This is a genomic window from Nocardia sp. NPDC058518 (assembly GCF_042719655.1).
Taxonomy (GTDB): Bacteria; Actinomycetota; Actinomycetes; order Mycobacteriales; family Mycobacteriaceae; genus Nocardia.
Window position 1 is genome coordinate 35,623 of record NZ_JBHXNJ010000022.1, and the last position, 18,089, is coordinate 53,711.

The 18,089-nt window shown below is 65.6% G+C and carries 23 protein-coding genes; 5 read left to right on the plus strand and 18 right to left on the minus strand.

The window, feature by feature from the left end; all coding sequences use genetic code 11:
* Positions 1-118 precede the first annotated feature (118 nt).
* From ACFWPX_RS29785 to ACFWPX_RS29835, 11 genes are read right to left on the minus strand one after another with little or no spacing between them, the layout of a single operon-like run.
* Positions 119-1,291 carry a hypothetical protein gene (locus ACFWPX_RS29785; protein ID WP_378930982.1) on the minus strand — a complete coding sequence of 391 codons (1,173 nt, stop codon included), beginning with the start codon at positions 1,289-1,291 and terminating at the stop codon, positions 119-121.
* A 46-nt stretch (positions 1,292-1,337) separates the two neighbouring features.
* Positions 1,338-2,522 (minus strand): hypothetical protein, encoded by a 1,185-nt coding sequence (locus tag ACFWPX_RS29790; protein WP_378930984.1) that lies wholly within the window; start codon positions 2,520-2,522, stop codon positions 1,338-1,340.
* On the minus strand, positions 2,519-2,782 hold the full coding sequence (locus tag ACFWPX_RS29795) for a hypothetical protein (RefSeq protein ID WP_378930986.1): 264 nt from the start codon (positions 2,780-2,782) through the stop codon (positions 2,519-2,521). The genes ACFWPX_RS29790 and ACFWPX_RS29795 overlap by 4 nt, the downstream gene beginning before the upstream one ends.
* On the minus strand, positions 2,779-3,090 hold the full coding sequence (locus ACFWPX_RS29800; protein ID WP_378930988.1) for a hypothetical protein: 312 nt from the start codon (positions 3,088-3,090) through the stop codon (positions 2,779-2,781). The genes ACFWPX_RS29795 and ACFWPX_RS29800 overlap by 4 nt, the downstream gene beginning before the upstream one ends.
* Positions 3,087-3,950 (minus strand): hypothetical protein, encoded by an 864-nt coding sequence (locus ACFWPX_RS29805; protein ID WP_378930990.1) that lies wholly within the window; start codon positions 3,948-3,950, stop codon positions 3,087-3,089. Before ACFWPX_RS29805 ends, ACFWPX_RS29800 begins: the two co-directional genes overlap by 4 nt.
* 31 nt (positions 3,951-3,981) lie before the next feature.
* On the minus strand, positions 3,982-4,752 hold the full coding sequence (locus ACFWPX_RS29810) for a hypothetical protein (protein WP_378930992.1): 771 nt from the start codon (positions 4,750-4,752) through the stop codon (positions 3,982-3,984).
* A complete protein-coding gene (locus tag ACFWPX_RS29815; RefSeq protein ID WP_378930994.1) occupies positions 4,749-4,880 on the minus strand; it encodes a hypothetical protein in 132 nt (43 codons plus the stop codon). The genes ACFWPX_RS29810 and ACFWPX_RS29815 overlap by 4 nt, the downstream gene beginning before the upstream one ends.
* Positions 4,877-5,371, minus strand: a complete 495-nt coding sequence (locus tag ACFWPX_RS29820) for a hypothetical protein (RefSeq protein ID WP_378930996.1) — start codon at positions 5,369-5,371, stop codon at positions 4,877-4,879. The genes ACFWPX_RS29815 and ACFWPX_RS29820 overlap by 4 nt, the downstream gene beginning before the upstream one ends.
* Positions 5,368-6,069, minus strand: coding sequence for a DUF6372 family protein (locus ACFWPX_RS29825; protein WP_378930998.1), 702 nt, complete (start codon positions 6,067-6,069; stop codon positions 5,368-5,370). The genes ACFWPX_RS29820 and ACFWPX_RS29825 overlap by 4 nt, the downstream gene beginning before the upstream one ends.
* Positions 6,066-6,311 (minus strand): hypothetical protein, encoded by a 246-nt coding sequence (locus ACFWPX_RS29830; protein ID WP_378931000.1) that lies wholly within the window; start codon positions 6,309-6,311, stop codon positions 6,066-6,068. The genes ACFWPX_RS29825 and ACFWPX_RS29830 overlap by 4 nt, the downstream gene beginning before the upstream one ends.
* Positions 6,308-6,511 (minus strand): hypothetical protein, encoded by a 204-nt coding sequence (locus ACFWPX_RS29835; protein ID WP_378931002.1) that lies wholly within the window; start codon positions 6,509-6,511, stop codon positions 6,308-6,310. Before ACFWPX_RS29835 ends, ACFWPX_RS29830 begins: the two co-directional genes overlap by 4 nt.
* Before the next feature lie 218 nt (positions 6,512-6,729).
* On the opposite strand from ACFWPX_RS29835, the gene ACFWPX_RS29840 reads away from it, so the two are divergent.
* Positions 6,730-7,218 carry a GNAT family N-acetyltransferase gene (locus tag ACFWPX_RS29840; protein ID WP_378931004.1) on the plus strand — a complete coding sequence of 163 codons (489 nt, stop codon included), beginning with the start codon at positions 6,730-6,732 and terminating at the stop codon, positions 7,216-7,218.
* Between the two features lie 362 nt (positions 7,219-7,580).
* Complete coding sequence (locus tag ACFWPX_RS29845; RefSeq protein ID WP_378931006.1) at positions 7,581-7,892, plus strand: hypothetical protein; 312 nt, start codon at positions 7,581-7,583, stop codon at positions 7,890-7,892.
* A gap of 188 nt (positions 7,893-8,080) precedes the next feature.
* Here ACFWPX_RS29845 and ACFWPX_RS29850 read toward each other — a convergent pair whose 3' ends face one another.
* Both ACFWPX_RS29850 and ACFWPX_RS29855 read right to left on the minus strand, forming a co-directional pair.
* On the minus strand, positions 8,081-8,596 hold the full coding sequence (locus ACFWPX_RS29850) for a hypothetical protein (RefSeq protein ID WP_378931008.1): 516 nt from the start codon (positions 8,594-8,596) through the stop codon (positions 8,081-8,083).
* 13 nt (positions 8,597-8,609) lie between these two features.
* The gene (locus ACFWPX_RS29855; RefSeq protein ID WP_378931011.1) at positions 8,610-9,383 is read right to left on the minus strand and encodes a NucA/NucB deoxyribonuclease domain-containing protein; all 774 of its coding nucleotides are present in this window, start codon (positions 9,381-9,383) and stop codon (positions 8,610-8,612) included.
* Between the two features lie 265 nt (positions 9,384-9,648).
* Between ACFWPX_RS29855 and ACFWPX_RS29860 the strand changes: the two genes are divergently transcribed.
* The 3 genes from ACFWPX_RS29860 to ACFWPX_RS29870 all read left to right on the plus strand — a co-directional run bounded on the left by ACFWPX_RS29860 (position 9,649) and on the right by ACFWPX_RS29870 (position 12,300).
* Positions 9,649-9,951 (plus strand): hypothetical protein, encoded by a 303-nt coding sequence (locus ACFWPX_RS29860; protein ID WP_378931013.1) that lies wholly within the window; start codon positions 9,649-9,651, stop codon positions 9,949-9,951.
* 172 nt (positions 9,952-10,123) lie between these two features.
* Positions 10,124-11,338 (plus strand): PIN-like domain-containing protein, encoded by a 1,215-nt coding sequence (locus ACFWPX_RS29865; protein ID WP_378931015.1) that lies wholly within the window; start codon positions 10,124-10,126, stop codon positions 11,336-11,338.
* 165 nt (positions 11,339-11,503) lie between these two features.
* Positions 11,504-12,300 (plus strand): IS5 family transposase gene (locus tag ACFWPX_RS29870; RefSeq protein ID WP_378931017.1). Its coding sequence is split into 2 segments (ribosomal slippage): positions 11,504-11,834 and positions 11,834-12,300, totalling 798 coding nucleotides; the frame shifts between segments, so codons are not numbered across the junction.
* 63 nt (positions 12,301-12,363) lie between these two features.
* Here the strand turns inward: ACFWPX_RS29870 and ACFWPX_RS29875 are convergent.
* From ACFWPX_RS29875 to ACFWPX_RS29895, 5 genes are all read right to left on the minus strand, one after another.
* A complete protein-coding gene (locus tag ACFWPX_RS29875; protein ID WP_378931019.1) occupies positions 12,364-13,353 on the minus strand; it encodes a DUF2637 domain-containing protein in 990 nt (329 codons plus the stop codon).
* A gap of 52 nt (positions 13,354-13,405) precedes the next feature.
* The gene (locus tag ACFWPX_RS29880; RefSeq protein WP_378931021.1) at positions 13,406-13,834 is read right to left on the minus strand and encodes a hypothetical protein; all 429 of its coding nucleotides are present in this window, start codon (positions 13,832-13,834) and stop codon (positions 13,406-13,408) included.
* 83 nt (positions 13,835-13,917) lie between these two features.
* Positions 13,918-14,874 carry a ParA family protein gene (locus ACFWPX_RS29885; RefSeq protein WP_378931023.1) on the minus strand — a complete coding sequence of 319 codons (957 nt, stop codon included), beginning with the start codon at positions 14,872-14,874 and terminating at the stop codon, positions 13,918-13,920.
* Positions 14,871-16,535 carry a ParB/RepB/Spo0J family partition protein gene (locus tag ACFWPX_RS29890; RefSeq protein WP_378931025.1) on the minus strand — a complete coding sequence of 555 codons (1,665 nt, stop codon included), beginning with the start codon at positions 16,533-16,535 and terminating at the stop codon, positions 14,871-14,873. The genes ACFWPX_RS29885 and ACFWPX_RS29890 overlap by 4 nt, the downstream gene beginning before the upstream one ends.
* 833 nt (positions 16,536-17,368) lie before the next feature.
* The gene (locus ACFWPX_RS29895) at positions 17,369-18,055 is read right to left on the minus strand and encodes a DUF3800 domain-containing protein (protein WP_378931027.1); all 687 of its coding nucleotides are present in this window, start codon (positions 18,053-18,055) and stop codon (positions 17,369-17,371) included.
* Between the last annotated feature and the right edge of the window lie 34 nt (positions 18,056-18,089).

The following is an 18,089-nucleotide window of genomic DNA, read 5'->3' on the forward strand; positions in this document are numbered from 1 at the left end:
GGTCCACGTCCGATAAGGCACGTTTACGGACGTGGACCGGGTCGGCAGCCCGCCTTGCGCGCCCGCAACCGATATCGGAGTTGTCAGTAACGAACGGGACATAGCCCAGCCAAGCCAGCTATTCCTCGGTCCAGTCGTCGTATTCACCGACATCGTCGAGCATGTCCTCGAGGCGTGTGAGCAGGTCGTCGAGGTCTTGGCTGGTGGCGTGGTCGCGGTGACGGGCCGCGACGCCGCGTTCGTGCCAGTCTGCGGACAGTTCGACTATTTCGGAAGGCATGTCGAAAGCGCGTCGGCTGGTGAAGATGTCGATGATCTCGGTGCGGGTGAGAGGGGCGAGCTCATCGATGTAGCCGTCGGCGAAACCGCGTTCGTCGAACCGACACAGCAGCGGCAACTCGGCCCATCGCGGCAGCAGTCCGGTGACTGGTTCGTCTTCGGCCGTGCCGGTCAGTAGGCGTTCGAGGTCGATGTGACCGGTGGGGCGGGGTGCGTAGGCGAGCACGGTGGCCCACCGGCGCATGACGGTCACCGGGCAGGTGGTGGGCAAGCCGGTCGCAGGCAGCTCGACGAGCGGCTGTGTGCCCACGACCACGACCGCGTCGTGGATGCGCACGTCGCGCTGGCGTAGTGCGGCGATGGTGTCGAAGGCCAGTCCGGCGGTGATCAGGTGCAGTACCAGCGCGTCTCGGCGCCCGACGAGTGCGTGGGGCCAGCCGGTGACCGGTAGGTGCGCGATCACCGGCTCGAGCTCGGCCCGCGCGCAGGCAAGCCGTTGTGCCCGTCCGGGGCGGGCGCGCGTACCCGTGCGTGAGTGCTCGGCTGGGCGCAGGATGCGCCGGACCGCTTCGGCATCGCCCGGAGACGGCACACCGACCCGCGGTGGTGACCCTGCGACGATCGGCAGCGGGTCACCGGGTGCACGGCGGGCGCGGCGGTGCGCGGCGGCGATGGCGCTCACGCGGCCGCGCTGGGTGGCGAGCGTGCCCGGGTAAGCGGCCAAGTAGTCCAGCAGCACCGACGCGGGTGCGGGTAGCACCGGCAGTCCGTGGGCAATGCCCCACGTTGCGAACTGTTCCCATTCCCGCGCGTGCTCGCCGGTCAAGCCGCGGACCCGCGCCAAGACCTGTTCCAGTTCGACGACGGCGGGATCGTCGTCGAATGTGCTCCCGGCCTGGCCCCGTTCACGTTTGTGCTCGCCGCCGAGTCCCTCGACGAGGGCCGTGATCCGAGCGAGCTCGGTGGCGGCCGGGTCATCACCCTCGGCGTCGAATGCACTGGGTGCGCTCATGAGCCGCTCACGCCGGCCATTGCCTTCGATATGCGTGGTTGAGTCATCAAATGCCCAGGTCGACTCGGACCGAGCGACGTTCGCGGTTGCGGTCGTAGCGCAGGGCCGACGCTGGACTCCGCCAATCGCCCAGGGCCATGACGTCGGCGAGCGAGGCGCCGCGCTCGAACGCCTCGGTCGCCCCGCCCGCGCGCAAGGAATGCCCGCGCAGTGTCGTGTACCCGCCTGCGGCGCCCCGGGCTTGGATGATGCGCGCGACCTGACGGTCGGAGATCGCCCGCTCCAACGGCTGGCCCGCCTTGGCCAACGGTCGGAACAACGGCATGTCCGGGTCGGCGAGTTCGGGCCATGCCTGCGCGCATCGGTGAGTGCGGGGGTCGGCGTCGTCGATCACCAGCGCCCGTTGCACCGCGATCGACACCGCCCGGTTGACCGCGGGCTGGACGATGGTGGTGTGCCGGTGGCGTTTCTGGCGCCGGACCTCGCGGTCTGCGGCCCGGTCGCGGGCGTCGAGCACGACCAGCCACCGGTGCAGCCCACACCACAGGCAGTGCAGCGCCGGGCCGGTTCCGGCGCGGCGGTACACGTGGGTGATCTTTCCCCGGTTGGCCTTGCTTCCACGGCGCCGGATCCGCAGCAGCCGTTCGCCGTCGGTGGTCAACGACAGGTCCGACCCTGCCAGCGCCGCAATCTCGCTGCGACGGCCGAGCATCGAGAAGCCGGTGAGGATCAACGCGATGTCGCGGCGCGCGGCGACCTGTTCCGGCCAGGTCACTGCGGTGGCATGGGCGGTGGTGATCGCCGCGACCACAACCGGGTGATCGGCCGGTGGCGCCTGGTCGATTTCGTGTCCGGCCTGGGTTTGGGTGGTGCGGACTCCGGCCAGGACCTCGCGGACCTTCTCGCCGGTGGTCGGGTCGAGATGGCCCGCGTCGCGGTGGCGGTCGGCGATCGCGGCGATCCACACCGCCAGCGTCGACGCCGAGAGGTCCTTGCGCACGGCGCCGAGGGCGATGTACCGCTCGACGGTGACGGGGTCGGCCGGTAACGATGCCAGATCCACTGTGCCGCACCAGGTACGGAATGCCTCCCACCCTTCGGAGTAGGCGCGGGTCGTGGTGGCGGGTGTCGCGGCCGCGGCGTAGTGGGTGCGCGCGGCGTCGGCGGCGATCAGGTCGGGGTGATCGCCGCCGGTCGCGACCGAGCGTAGCCGTCCGGCCTCGGTGCTCATCGGGGGTGGACCGCCAGCACGGCGGTGGCCAGTGTCTTGGCCTCGGCGAGGGCCGCTTCCCGGGCTGTGTCGAGGTCCATGGTGACCGGCTCGCTGACGCGTTCGCCGCCGGGGCCGACCCAGCCCGCGTCGTCGCCGACGCGCCACCCGTGTTGGGTCTTGGCCACTACCACGTCGGCCAGCGAGCGGGCCGAATGTCCTTCTGGCAGCCCGCGGGCGAGGTAGCGGATGGCCACGAAGGTCGGCTCGGTGTCGCTCACCGACCACCCTGCTCGTCGATGATTTCGGCGCGGGGGTCGTCGAGGACGTAGTCGTCCTCGGGTGCGTAGACGCGCAGAGCGTTGTAGAGCTCGCTCTTGGCGATGTCGATCTGTTCCTTGGCTGTGGCGATCGCGGCGCGGGCGAGGCGGCGGTGCTCGCCCGCGGCGGCGGGCAGGGTCAGGCCGGTCTCGACGCCGGCCCAGTCCGAATTCAGCTCGTCTCGGGCTTCGGAGAGCCCGTTGCGGGCGGTGTCGAGCGCTTTGAGGGCTTGGGTGAAGATTTCCTGTTGGGTGGGCAAGTGACTCATCGGGTCGTGTCCTCGGGTGCGTCGGTGGTGAGCAGGTCGGTGGGGGTGTGCACGGCGCCGTATTCGTAGAGCTGTGCGGCGAGGGTGTCGGTGTCCCACAGGTCGGTCGTCGCGCGGGCGGCGTCGAAGGTCTTCTCGGGGTCGGTCTCGCCGACGACCTCGACGGGCACGGTGATGCCCAGCTCAGCGGCGCGGGCGTGCACGGTGGCCCGGAACGCGGCGAGGTAGCGGTCGTAGCGGGCTTGCCATCGACGGTATAGGGCCTCTTCCCGCTCGCCGGACTCGTCGGCGAACCGGTTCTCGGCGGCGGCCCATTCGGGGTCGTCGTCGCGCCCGGCGTAGCGCGCCTCGAGTTCGGCGTAGGCGGCATCGTCGGCGGCGGTGAGCGCGCAAATCTGCTCGTCGTAGCTTTCACCTTCGGCCAGCAGCGGTCTCCACCTGGGCGCGGTGGGATTGTCCGGGTCGGGGTCGACGGGGACCTCGGTCTCCAGGATCGCTTCGATTGACACCTCGATCCGGACCGTGTCGGTGCGATAGAAGCACAGCTGGGCGGGGTTTTCGCAGCCCGCGTTTTCCAGCAGGGTCCGCAGGCCATCGGCTTCCCAGCTACCCGGGCGGCCCTGTAGCAGAGCCCCGATGCCGCCGCGGTTGGCGGTGACCGCGGCCAGGATCGGGACCAAGAAACCGGCGAAGTCGACCGGTTCGGTGAGCCGGGGCGGGGTCGGGGCGGTGGCAGCGGGCCCGCGCAGCATCGCTGGAACCCCGCGCTGCATCCTGGCTGCACGGGTGAGCAGGGCGATCACCTGCGCGCCGATCTCGTCGAGTTCGGTGGCGTCGTCGGTGAGTGCGGGATCGGTCATGGTCGGTGCCCTCGCATCGGCGTCGGCGTGATCATCGGTAGTGCTCGGACTTGGAATACAACAGGTCGCGCATCGGCGCGGCGGCCGCCGCGGGCAGCGGGGCATCGGGTTGCAGCCACTGATCGGCGATCTGTTTCCAGCCCTGCTGCCCGTAGAGGTCGTCGGCGTAGCGCGAGACGATGCCGGAAAGGTTCTCGGCGACCTCGACGTAGCGCTCCGGGTCACCGGTCCAGCGGCGCAGCACCTCGGCGATCTCGTCGCGGGCGGTGACGTCGACGCGTTTGGGATTCGGGCCGGTGCTCCGCATCGCGGCCACGTCGGCGCGGTTGTCGCGGGGCCACAGATTCAGCTCCGCGCCGAAGATCCACAGTTCGGTCAGCCGCGCCGATTCCCACGACCCGGGCCTCCCCGCGATCAGGGTGCGCTCGGCGTAGGCGGCAGTGCCCGACACATCAGAATCCCAAGGCCCGAACCGGTTCCGTGCCTCGAAGTGGATCGCCTCGACAGCGGAGGCGATCGACGCGATCGTCTTGCGGCCCGCGCGATCGAAGGCGGACTGGAGTGCGGTCGCGTCGTCGGCCGGGCAGGGTAGCACCGGGCGCACCGGGCCGTGCTCGGCAGTGATCTCGGCCAGCGTCGCCATCACCATCGTCGGCTCACCGGACACGGTCGGGTCGAAGCAGCGGTATTGGTCGGTACCGACCTGCACGATCCAGCCCACATTGCGCGCGTCGACGATTCTGTAGGGCGGCTTCTGCACTGCGGCGGCCGCGGCGGAAAGCGGCGAATTCTGTTGACTCATGGGCATTCTCGATTCACAGCGATGCGGTTGCGGCGGGCGCGCACCGTGCGGGCCCGGGAGAACAGATCGACCCGCCGAGCGGCATGCTCCTGCTCGGTGGGTACCGGCAACATATCCTCGAGGCTCATGCCCGCTGCTCCGCTTCGGCCTCGAACCCTGCGAGCCATTCGGCGTGTGCGCGTTTGCGTTCGAGGTAGGCGGGGGTGTCGCTGATCTGCACATCATCGGCCAAGCCGAGCGCGCGCACGACAGCAGCCAGCACCGCGCGGGCGTGGGCGGCGCCGAGTTCGACACTGACCGCGTCACGCAGGTCGACCGGGACGCCGCCGGCGATGCTGACCGCCAGGGCCAATAGCCGCCGCTGCGCACCGCCGAGCGGACCGAGGTCGGTCTCGGCGCCGAGTGCGGCCCAGTCGACCCGGGCCGCACAGGGCTCGAGGCCGTCGCTGTGGTCCGGGTCGTCGATATCGATGTGGGCGCGGATGGCGCGGCGGTCGAGCAGGCCGGCGAAGTCGAGCAGATCGATCCCGGCGCGATGGTGGTCGTTGTCGGCGAGGTCGCAGCCGGTGATGAGCCAGGCGCGCAGCTCGTCGGTTGCGACGGTGGCGATGTCGGTCATGAGGAGGGTTCTCCTGGAGTCGGCGGGGTGGTGGTGTCGGCCGGGGTGCTCGGCTCGGTGAGCCCGAGCGCGATGGAGACGGCCTCGGCGACGGTGGAGGCGTAGTGGGGGTCGATTTCGCGCAGGATCTCGGTGAGGTGGACGGGTTCGTTGAGCACCAGGCCGAGGGCGAGCTCGAGCAGGTGCTCCTGGTCCAGATCGAGGGTCAGGTCGTCGAAGCTGTGGGCCAGGGCGCGCCAGTGCAGGCTCACCAGGGGCACCGGGGTTCCGTCGTCGTAGAGGGTGTCGGTGTTCAGCTGGGCGCGGATGCCGCGGTGGTCGAGCAGTCCGGTGTCGGCGAGCAGCGCGACAGCGGCGGCCTCGAATCGGGTGCCGTGGCGGGCGATGGTGGCGTCGAGGCCTTCGCGGAGGACGGCGGCCGGGGTGTTGGGGACGGCCAGGAGCCGGTAGCAGCGGCCGCAGACGGGCAGCGGCCGGTCGACTTCGACAGCCAGCTGCGGCGGGGTCGTGTCCGGTCCGGTGACTTCGAGCCGGATGAGCAGCCCGGGTTCGGCGGCGCGGGTGCACCCGCCGGAGCCGACGCCGCGGTGGTAGATCTGGCACAGGCATCGACACCCGCCCGGGGTGTGCTGGTTCCACACCATGGCGGCTGCGACGGGGACCGCGAGGATCGGTGGGTGCTCGAACTCCGCGGTCATCGTGGTTCCCCGTCGTGCCATTGCCGGTATCCCGCGATCATCATGATGGTCACCCCGAGCGCGGAAACCGTGGCGCTCCAGCCGAGGTAGGACCAGCTCAGTGTCCCCGACATTGCCAGTCCGAGGAACGCCATCACGACGTAGAACCAGCCGATGGCGGTGACGACGCCGCCCACCCGTCCGAGGAGCCCGCCCGCGGAGGGTCGTCCGCGCCAGGATCCGGCGCGTGGGGTCGCGCTCATGCGTCGGCCGTGCCGTCGCGGCGGAGGTCGGCGGGCGCCAGGAAGACCGGGAACTGGTTGGCGGCAGTCGGGTTCGGGTTCGCCGGTGTGTCGTCACTGTGACGTTCGGAGAACAGCGACGGCATCGGCCACGGCACGATGTTCCCCGGCTCGTCGATGTAGATGATCGTCGGCTGCGCGGGTGTGGGTGATTCGGTCACGGTCGTCCCCTGGAATTCGGTGGCTGAGCTGCGGTTTCGTCGAGCGTAGCGGTGGCCACCGACTCGTTTCCCCCGGTCGCCACAGGTGATGTTACACGGAAACTGTGCTCTATCAGGGGGTTTGGTGGTTACGTGTCCGATAATCGACATTATCGGACATCTACCTGACGCGAGTCCTGGAACTAGGTAATCAAATCTGAACTGTCATCATTTAACATTTGGCTAGCGGCGGACTCATCGTCGCGCGCGGCGGCCGAAACCTGGTGTGGCACGCTGACCTGGTGGTACAAGGAATCGTCGTCGACCAGATCACCAGGGAGCCCGCGCACCTACGTGAGCTACTCACCGACCTCGACGCACTCCATCAACTACGTGACGGTCACTTCGCCGCGTCCAAGAACATCGACGGCAGCGATCCACACCTCGGCCGGCTCGTCGCTGCCCGTGACGGCCAGCTCGAAGGATTCCTTGCCGGAAACCCGCGCACCGGGCACATCGCGCTCATCGGCGTTCGAAACGAAGGCGCTGGCGTCGGCACCGCCCTACTTGACGCATTCCTCCGGCACGCCCGCGCAGTGGCCTCGACTGAGATCACCGTGGTTCTCGACACCGAGCCCCACGGACGATGGCGGCGCCGGGCGTTCTTCGAGGCCCGGATGTTCACCGCCTCGCCGGGCAGCCATCTGCACTTCCACCGAGGCCTGTAATGCCGTTCGGGAACATCGGCGCTCAAACGGCGACGCAGTGGGGCCCGCTCATGCTTGTCAGTCGCACGTCAACCGGCCACCTGGACCGATAGTGGCGGAGTCCCAGGATAAGTGGCGAGCCCGCAGCCCTGATAGCTGTCATTATCGTGAGTGATCTAGAAATCCACGTAGGCCACCACCGGGACATGACGAATCCCGGGCGAAATAGGCGGTTTTCGGCGAGCCCCGAGAAGCGGGTCAATCGCCAGGTCAGCGGGACAAAGGGCCACACGCCGACAGCATCGGTTTCAGAATAACCCCAGGTCGCGAAGTTCACCAGAGATGCGCTCTCGCCCAACGCCGGTGCGCTACGGTCTCTGGCCATGGGACAACACATCGAGCCGGGCTTCGCTGAGCAGGTCGACGCCGCCTTCGCCACGGTTGTCGCCCGACTGGCCGCGGACAGGATCGATCTGGCCGAGGCCGAGGTCAACATGGCCGTCACGGGCCGCACCGACGCCGAAGTCGCGCTTATCCAGCGTCGCGCGGCCGAAATCGGCTTCGGCGCCATGCGTTTCGTCGATGACGCGCCTGTGCCGCGCCCCGGCACGGTATCCGGCGCCACGTTGACCCCGCTGCATAGTTCGCTGGCCGCCGAAGCTCGCGCACAGCGGATACTCAACGATCACTCCTGATCACGACGAATTGAACAGCCACACCCCGAATCGGGGGTCAGCTACCTGTGACGTCCGCGCAGGAGACCTGACGGAGTGAGCCCTCCAGCCCCCGATGCAGCCGATGAACTCCGGCTGCGACAACGACCAAGGTGCTGCTGAGACTAAGAGACGGAGATCAACACTCCGCCGGTCCCCGGCGGAAAGTTTCACTTGTCGCTGGCAGGCCAGAACTCGATCAGAAACTGCTCTGGAAACGTCGCCGGATCGCGAGCAGCCGCCTCGTCCCAGGTCGGCAGATCTCCAGCCACGCCCAGCGAACTCGCTTCCCTCCGGCCGCGCACGTGGCATCGGATATGCCAGGTTCTCGCAGTTAGCTCAAATTTTACGAGTGGGTCTGACAGTCCCAGACCGCGCTCGAAAAGCTGCGTGAGCAGGTATACGGGGCCATCGAAGTGCACGGTTATCTCATCCCCACGCTCCCATATCGACGGGTCGAGAGCCGCGGGCTCCGAGTTGTGAACGTGGATGCTGACGCCGGCGGCGGACGAATCTGTTGCAGCGGAGACAACGACCATGCCGTTTCCGGCGCGCAGGAGTCGGTCAGCGGAATCATCTATGCCGTCGAATGACCAATCGAGACCTCCGCATATAAAAAAATGCGCATATAAGACATACACGGCTCCGTACACGCTTTGAACCATGCCGAACTCCTTCATTGTCATGTCTCTTTGGACGCTACGGCTCCACGATGAATTTATCTCCGACCACAACGCGATTCTCGCGAAAGAACCGGCTAATCGTACGGCCTTGACTGGAGTTCTCGGCACCGGGAACCCAGGCGATCTGCGAACCTGTGCCGCCTTGAATTGAGCTGGCGAAGGGGTACTCGTCGCATTGTGGTTCCACCATCGAAGGTGGAGGAGGTCCCATGGCGCGCTTCTTCGCGGTGCTGCACGCGGCATTGCGATTCGTATCAATATTTGCGCTGCGACCCCGATTGAGGGGATTGTTTTTCGTGCCTTGAAGAGGCAGTAGAGCCTGTGACCGACGAATATGTGGACTAATGGTCGGAAACGTACTGGCTGGAAATGACACAGTCGGCGTGAAGTCTGGGTTCACGCAACCGACACGCCTCTGGAGTTCCGGCGCATCATCGCAGCGTACATTTAGGCCTGCCGGTGTCACGGTTTGGGCTCCTGTTCCATCTTCCGGTACATATCCGGGTACATTGTAGAAATAGTCGATGGCTAGTGAGTATTTGTCGTCGAATGCCTTAGCAAGACGAGGGGTACCGAAATGTTGTGGCGCGATATCAAATGTCTGCTTTGAGAGAGTGACTCCTGAGAGAGAGTGGACCGCAAAATCCTCCCCCTCCCAAGCGCTTTGCATCCGGAAGGTCAGGCTGAGCTTGCCTGGAGGTGGTGCACCTTCGGGTGTTATCTCCACGGTCGCTTTGAGGGTTATTTCTCCATCATCTAATGACATAAACTGGTGTGCGCGGATATTCACCTGGTATGAACCATGTTTGACTTGGTTTCGAAGCAAGTTGACACCGTTGACGGCCTCGCCACAACTGACAATCCGGCTCGGTTCGCACGGCCACTTCTCGGCCGGAACTGCTCCTGCAGTCCCCGGCTGGGGCATGAGTAGTCCTGCGATCACGACCGCAGCCAGCAGGTTCCTGAAATGTGCGCCAATCTTGTGGGTCCCCGACTTCCCAGATGCGGCGGAATGTCGGGCGCTACCACCGGCGCTTTGCCGATACCGACCAGCTATGGCACGCGGCCACACCGTCAGCAAATTCTCGTTCATGTTTGTACAGATGCCGAATTTCACGTGTGCGGTTCGAGGACGGATCGAGCCGTCCCGCAGCGCCGTGCACGAACGCTGGTCCGGTGCGATCACCGAGTGGGACCGAGGTCAACATGGCCGCCACCGGCCGCTATTCGTCTGTCACTGCGCGCAGGTGCCGCTCATCTGTCTGCGCCCGAATCTGGGCGGCCAATGCACGCGCTTCTGCGGCCATCTGAGCCGCTTCGGGCCGGTCCTTCTCGGCCGAGATCCGATCCAGCAGTGACGCTTTCCGGTCGAGCATGCGAGCACGGGCTCCCTCGACAATCGACCGTGCGCGACATTCGCGACCAAGACTTGGGACCTTTGCTGCCGCTTCCGCAGGATCACCTGAGAATTCGCCCAACTCGGCCACCGCGTCGGGGCGCTCTGTCGGTGGTGCGCATTAGGATGCTCCGGTGCCTGACGCATCGCCCGAGCCGAGCTCGCCGTCTCCCGAAACCACTAAGCCTGCAACGAGTTTGCGCACTGTGTTCCCCGGCTACTACCCGCCTACCGCCGAGCAACTGCGGCAGTTCGTTGTCGAAGGCCTCGTCGTGCTCGACACCAACTCCCTGCTCGACGTCTATCGCTTTACCGAGCGCGCCCGCACCGAATACCTCGCTGCCCTCACCGCGCTCGGCGAACGACTGTGGATACCGCACCGCGTCGGCACCGAGTTCTTCGACAACCGCGTAAAAGTCATGCGCGCCCGCCACCGAGAACGCGAACAATTCGGCACCGCCCTACACACGGCGATCCGCACACCGATAGAGCTGGTCACTGATTACACCAAAGACCACGGCCTTTCCGCCGAGGTCGCAGAGGCACTGACAGCGATCCTCGACAACGCCGTCCACACCCTGCTCGACGAGCTCGACTCCACCGACGACACCGGCTCGGCCAACCCCGACATCGACCCCAGCGCCGATCCTATTCTGGCTGAGGTTGAGGCCGTCATCGGCAACCGCATCGGGCTTGGGTTCGACCCGCAGACTAGGGCCGGTCTTGAGCGGATTTCGCAGACGCGGTTCAACGCCCGCATCCCACCGGGCTGGGCCGATCAGAAGAAGGGCGAACGGGCGATCGGCGACTACCTGATCTGGGAGGAAACGATCCGCCAAGCGAAAACACGCAAACGGCCGGTACTGATGATCACCAATGAGAACAAGCCCGACTGGACGCGCCACAACGGCGAGGCCCTTGGGCCACGACCTGAATTGGTGAAGGAGATGTTCGACCAGGCAGCACAGGGTTTCCACCTCGTCGATGTGCACACATTCTTGGCCCTCGCCAACGAACACCTCGCTGCCAAAGTCAGCGAAACGACCGTGACCGAAGCGACCCGACTCGTCTCGGCCGAGGACAGCATCGTATTCGGCGACGAGGCGGCACCAACCGCCACGTTCCGCGTCGCCGCCCGACCTGGATCGTTGGTGGACACCGCAAACAAGTTGCAGTTGATGGAACAGAGCGGATTGCTAGCCGCTGTCGAGCAGGCACAAAGGAATCTTCAGACCCCCGCATTCCTCGACACAATGAAGGAAATCCGGCGTCGCAACGAAGAGGTCATGCGAAACGCCCAGATGCATCCGGACCTCACTCGGTTCATCCGCAACCTCGACATCGGCTGAGTTGAGTAGCACGTTCGTCCGCGCCTTCTTCGTCCATGTAGAGAACACTGCCGCTGGCCCCGACGGCATCATTGCCGGAACCAGCGATTGATCTGGAGCGCTAAGAGCTCCTAACAGGATCTGTCCGGTAGCGGCGAGTCTGCTTGTCGTGCAGGATGTTTCGTCGTGGCAGCGCCGTGGATCGTGGACGACCAGCTGTGGGCAGTGATAGAACCGCTACTACCGGTCAAGGCGCCGGGAACACCGGGACCAGCAAGGATGAACGATCGGCTTGTCCTGCAAGGGATCTTGTTCGTGCTGATCACCGGCATCGGCTGGGAGGACTTGCCCCAGGAGCTGGGTTTCGGGTCCGGGATGACCTGCTGGCGGCGGCTCCGCGACTGGCAGGCCGCCGGGGTATTCGAGGCCATGCACACCACGATGCTCGCGCACTGCCACCGCGCGGGATTGATCGATTTCGACCGCGTCATCCCCGACGGCTCGCACGTGCGGGCCAAAAAGGGGGCGCCGACACCGGTCCAAGCCCGGTCGACCGCCGTAAAACCGGATCGAAGCATCACATCTTGACCTGCGGTAACGGCCTCCCGCTCGCGATCGTTCAATCAGCGGCCAACGTCAACGACCACCTCGTGCTACCCGAACTGCTCGATCGAGTACGGCCGCTGCGAGGACGCCCCGGCCGACCACGCGAGAAGATCACGACCCTGATCGCCGACAAGGGTTACGACTATCCCCGGGTCTACAACGAACTCGAGCAACGACGGATCACCGCCTACATCCCACGAAGAGGCACCCGCGACAAAGTGACCGCCGGCCGCTGGATCGTCGAGCAAACGCTGGCCTTGCTGCACCAATACCGGCGCTTGGCCGTCCGTTGGGAACGTCGCACCGACATCCATCAAGGATTTCTCGACCTCGCCGCTGCGCTGATCTGCTGGCGACGACTCAGCAATCGAACCTGATAGGAGCTCTAAGTGCTGAGGGCCGATATTCCAATGGAGTATCGGCCCTCAGTGCATCTCGGTTCAGCTGGCCAACGCCACCATCCGGTGCGGCTTAGCGTCGTCGATCAGTCGGCGGACGGACTTCTCCTTCCAACCAGTTCGGACAGCGATGTCACCAAAGTCTCGCTGCTGATCGAACGCGAGGTGGAGGATCTCGGCAACCTCTTCCGGGTCATGGCTGACCGGGCCTGCGCATAGTCGACTTGCGACGGTGTTCCACTTCGCTGCGACGCTCGCTTCCGTCTCTTGTTCCGACGATTCTCCGGCGTCTTGTCCGACTGGAGACTTGGTGCTGTCATGTGGCGCGGGCGTGCCCGCCACGGCGAGCGCGGTGTTGAGGTGAGGCTGTTCGCCTGCCTCGTTGAACTCGTCGCGGTAGGTGTCTGCCCGCTGCTGCTGAGGCGGAGCCGTGGCGGCCTCGTCCTGGACGAAGGTAGTGGCTCCGGCCGACGAGACGGGAATGAGTTCGCGTTGCGCGTTGCTGTCCGTCTTGACCGCCACGTCGAGCACCACGTGTTTTTCGAGCACGTCCGGTGTCGGCGGCAAGGCCAGCAGTACGGCGGTGGCGCCAGCGATTGAACCGTCCAGCAGCAGTGGGAAGAGTTGGGCCTCGTCATGAGCGAAGCCGGCTTGCATCGCGAGCTCACGGAGGGCATCCCAACTCAGGTAGAAGCCGCCGACCGCGAGGATCAGAATCACAAGGAACACAACGGCCTTGGCCAGCTTGCCGTGCTTGAGTGGCACCTGGACGATGAGAGCTAGGCCGTGTGTGTGGACGAGGACTGCGATCGGGACGACGGCGGCGAGAAGCGCAGCGACCGCGGGGTGAAGCATCGGCAGCGTCGCGTCAGAGATGTGTTCGACCCGGGTCCAGGCGTGGAGAGCGTTGCCGAGCACGCTGATCGCCGCGCTGGCGCCGAGTACCCACCACCAGAATTTGCGTGCGTCGCGGATTGCTTCTGCGGTGGCAGTCGAGTCGAGCTGGTCAGGGGTGGAGGTGGGTGATGTCATTGGCAGCCTTCCGCATCGGAGCGGGATACGAATGCCTCGCGGCTGGGCGAGGCTAGTCGGTCGGGTATTCCATTGGAATTTCGGCGGCACCTCGTCGGCCACGGCGGAGATGTGGCCGGGGAGGCCAGAGACGGCCATCGGCGTACTGGAGTCTCAGGTGAGAGATTTGCCGGTTTACGGCGGCCTCAAGGAAGTCGCGCAGGGTGTACGAGGGCACTGAGGTCTTCATCCCGTTGACCGTGCCGTACAGCCTCGATCTGGCCGTTGAGGAGACCCACGACTGCAAGGCAGTGGTGTCTCCTGCAGCCCGTCCCTTCGGGTTGACTCCGCCGCGGGAGATCTTCGCCGCGGCGGGCCAGGCATGTCCCTCGTTGTACCGCTTTTCGAGAACGGAGCAGTAGGAGCTCATGGTGTCCTCAAGGAACCGCCGCATGCTGTAGGTGGGGTCGACGTCGTCCTGCATCCCGGTGATCGTGCCCACCGCGTCGTGGTAGATCGGTGTGGCGATAGGACTTTGGACGAGCGCGTCGGACGTCGACTCCCATGTGGTCTGCCGCGGGTCTCTCAAGCGGCAATCACCCCGTGTTCCTTGAGCCAGTCGGCCACGGCTGTCTGGTCCTCAGTGACCCGCTCGTCGGGGACCCAGAGCAAGAGCGGTTGGCGCGCACCGAAAGACTCAGGGACGTGGACAGTTTCGCGGACGGGAGGAGCGACCAAATTCTCGAGCTTGGGGTTGCCTTTGAACGTCTCGTACATCTCCACGTAGAAGCGGCCACGGTTGGTCGTCACGCGGGTAGGCATGATCGCTACCGGTGCGATCGGGTAGTGCTTACTGACCGAGTCGATCTTGGCGAGTGCGTCCCAGAAGTGCTTCCCCATGGCCTTGTCGTCGGGCGTGACGACGAGTACGACACCGGATCGCCCGCCCCTGGTGCCTCCTCTGGCGGCCCACTTCAGCGCCAGGTAGTGCAGGCTGCCGACCATGCCCGGCAGGTCAAAGATTTCGATGTCGGGCAGGTCCGCCTCGTCGAGGCCCTCGTCGATGGATTCGATCGTGGCGAGCACCTTCTCAGGACCGAGGTCATCACGCGTCATGGCGGTCATGGCGTCGTTGAGCGTCGTGCCGGAGATCCCGATGCCGGACGGGACGATCGTCAGGCGGCGGAGCCAATCCTCCTGTCCCGGTTCTTCGGGTGCTAGGCCGCCGAATTCCTCGGCTTCCTCGGCGGTGGCTCGGAACACCGGCAGCTCGATTTCGCGCATGGTGGCGACGCGGCGACCGGTCCGGGAGTTGGGGTCCTCGATCGTCTCGACACCTGCGAGTACTTCGCCGATCGGGGTCGGGGGCTCCATGTAGTGGAAGTAGGTCGAGCCGTCGCCCTGGTTGTCGCCGTCCCAGTATCGAACGCGCAACCCGCGGCGTGCCCACTCGCACGCCTGGTTGACGGCCTGCGAGGTTTTGCCGGTCGACCCGCCGACGCCGAAGTACACGATTCGGGTGGGGGTTTTGGTGTTGGTCATCGGTCTGCTCCCCGTTGGGTGGTGTCGAGTCGGGCTTCATCGAAGGGGGTGAGGCGGTAGTGGCCAAGGGCGGCCAGCCGCTGGACGTGGCGCTGGATCACGATCGGCCATGTGCCGTCGGCGGCGTAGGTCGAGCGCGCGGCCTCGGTCTCGAGGGCGGCCAGCGCGGCAGCGAGGGCGGTGCGATGGACGTCGACTCGTCGCCCTTCCAGCAGGAGGTGTTCGACGGCGGTCGGGCTCACGTCATGGCCAAGTCCTGATGCCAGCTGCTGACCGAGGTCGAAGTCGATCCATTCGGTAGCGAGGACCGCGTCGGCGAGAACGTCGAGCAGAGTGCTCTGGTTGTGGTCGGCCACGATGCGGCGCATCGCTTCGACGCGACCGTGGTGAGCCTCTTCCCCTGCGCGCAATGCGATCTCGATCGCTGCGGCCGGGGCCTCGATAGGCGCGGTGGGCTGGTCGGCAGCAGGCTGCTCGGGTGTGACGGGTATTCCATTGGAATATTTCCCGGATTCCCCCGCCGGGGCGCCAGGCTCAGGGTTGCCATATTCCATTGGAATATGGTCGTTGGTCTCCGTCTCCCCTACTGTGGTTCCAGGTTCGTCGTATTCCATTGGAATATGGTCGTTGGTCTCCGTCTCCCCTACTGTGGTTCCAGGTTCGTCGTATTCCATTGGAATATCGGCGTCTGTCGGGTCGGCATCGACCACGTCCGTCTGGGCGGGTTCGGTGTCTTCCGCAACCCGGTAACGCGGGGCCGGTGGTGTGGAGTAGTAGACGACCCGCCCGGTGCTTTGGACGACAGCTCCGGCCAACTCCCCTGCGTTGCGAACCTCGTCGAGTTCGCTGTCTCGGAGCTGGTGCTGCCATTCCTCCGAGCCGAACACTACGTCGGGGTCGATCTCGGGAATGCCGTCCTCAGCCAGTGCCTGTCGAGCCTTGTCCGCCGCTTCGGCTTCCTCGGCTGTTCTTCTGGCCGCGTTGACGGCAGCGCGTAGAGCGTCCGCCACCCGCGCGGGACGGTCGAGGTCGTCGGCGGCGGTGAGGGATTCGATCGCTGCGAGGTAGGTCTGTTCACGTGTGACGGCGGGCACCGCCAGTAGTTCTCGCGCGGCATGGGGGCTGACGGTGCCAGCTGACACCGCCGCCTGCACGACCGCGGGCAATTCGAGAAGCTTGAGGGTCTTGCTAACCCGCGGTTGGCTCACGCCGACGAGCGCCCCGAGCTCGCTCTGCTTCACCTTGCGGTAGCGCTGGAGTCGCACATATCCCTGAGCTTCTTCGATCGGCGTCAGGCGCTGGTGGTGGATGTTCGAGGCGAGGAACACCTCGGCCGCGATCGCCGGATCGGCGAGGTCCTCCCTGAGGAGATAAGGAACGTCCACGACGCCGGCCAGTTGGGCTGCACCCCATCGCCGGTGACCGTCGGCGAGAACCACCTGCGCAGACTTCGGGATCTGCGCGTCGAGGTCGGCGTCGTAGGAGACAACCTTGTCTCGGGATGCGACCAGGATCGGCGTCAGCAGGCCGCGCCGCTTGATGTCGGCAGCCAGCGCCTGCAGCTCCTCCACGTCGATGTGGCGGTGCTCGGGATTGAGCGGATGCGGCGCGATCTGCGAGAGCGGGATTCGTGGGAGCTCGGCGACCTGCAGTGGGGTCATCGATTCCGCCTCAGTGCGAGCCTCTTCGAAAGCTTGCACCCCTGCTGCGGCAGCCATAGCGCCGGGAGCGGATGTGCGGGTTGGGGCTCCGGCTGCCGCTCGTGCGGCGGCGCTCGCGCCCCCCTTGCCGCGGGCCATATACACCTCCTGGTGATGGACAATATCCGCGTCCTGCGGACAGTTTAATAATACTATAATTACTCGCCGTATTCCATCGAAATACCCTGCGCCTACTGAGGTTTCATGTCGGGGACTCGCATGGGTACCTGTCGCGGGGTCCGGATTATCGGAGAGCCAGGCGGGGCTGTCTCCGGCGCGTCGTCAGGCGGGACAGCCTGGCGCAGTGGACGTGTCACTCACCGCGCCGCGGTGGGTCTCGTCGAAGATGTTGGCCGCGACGAGCATAGCGCGACGGATCTCTCCACGGCGACTCAAAGGCGCCGAGTCGGTGAATATTCCAATGGAATAATGCCCCGCCGGTTCGTGTCAGGGTGACGATTCGGGTCGGTGCGCGCAGAACAGGGGGAGCCCACGGCTACAACCCGGCGGTAGTGAAGAGATCAGATACCGTGCAGTTCGAGTCGCCCAGTGAGAGCTGTGCACTTGCCAGTCGCCACATCGCGCGATGCCTCCATAGTGAACACACCCGTCACTGTGACGTTTCGATGGTGAAGGAGTTCCTTACCCCGCGAGTTAGAGGGATCGGCATCAGAATTCGATGACTGACGGACATCACACGTATCCCGTGCGAAATGTGTGGTACATTATTGGAGCGGACCCGCCCCACACACGTGGATAGGCGGGTCTAGCTGTATCTGAAACCGGTGTCTGGTTCAGATTTCGAACGGTCCGCCGTTCGCGTCTGACGACAGCAGGTAATCCTCGTACCAGGTGTGCGCGAACTGGTTTCCCGCGTGCTTATTCAGGTGGGCATAGGTGGTCCACGCGACAAGGTCTGCCATTTGGATCAGTTGCGAGCGTCGGGAGTCGTGGAAGAACGGGTCTTCGATCAGGTGCCGGGTGTTCAGGGTGAGGGCACGGTGCGCCGCGAAATATGTTGGGTCGGTGCCGTCGCCGTCCATGTTGACGAGCCCTACCTCGGACCGGCCTGCGAGGTTGTGGTCCCAGCGCTGAACCAGCGCGGCGTAGGTGGCGGCCTTCTCCTGGGCATATGCCTTGCCGCGGGCGTCGGTGTGGCGGTAGGCGGCGCCGGTCGAGATTTGTGAGCAGTCGCGGAGGGTTTCGAGGCAGCGGACGGCGACGGCGCGGCCGAGGTCTTTCCATTTGGTGTTGGCCGGGGCTTGGGGCGCGATCCGGGTTCGGCCGGAGACGTACTTGGTGGTGTGCAGTTCCTCGGAGACCGGCACGCCGTGCTCGCGGTATAGCTCTTTGCGCATTTCGAGCAGGTCTCGCAGGCATACGCGCCACGCCTCGTGGGTGCAGTCGAGCCAGCCGAAGACGATCCATCCGGTGTTCTCGACTCCGGAGTCATCGACATAGATCAACCGCAGGTCAGCCATGGTGTTCAACCCTACGTTCTCGATGGGGGACGGG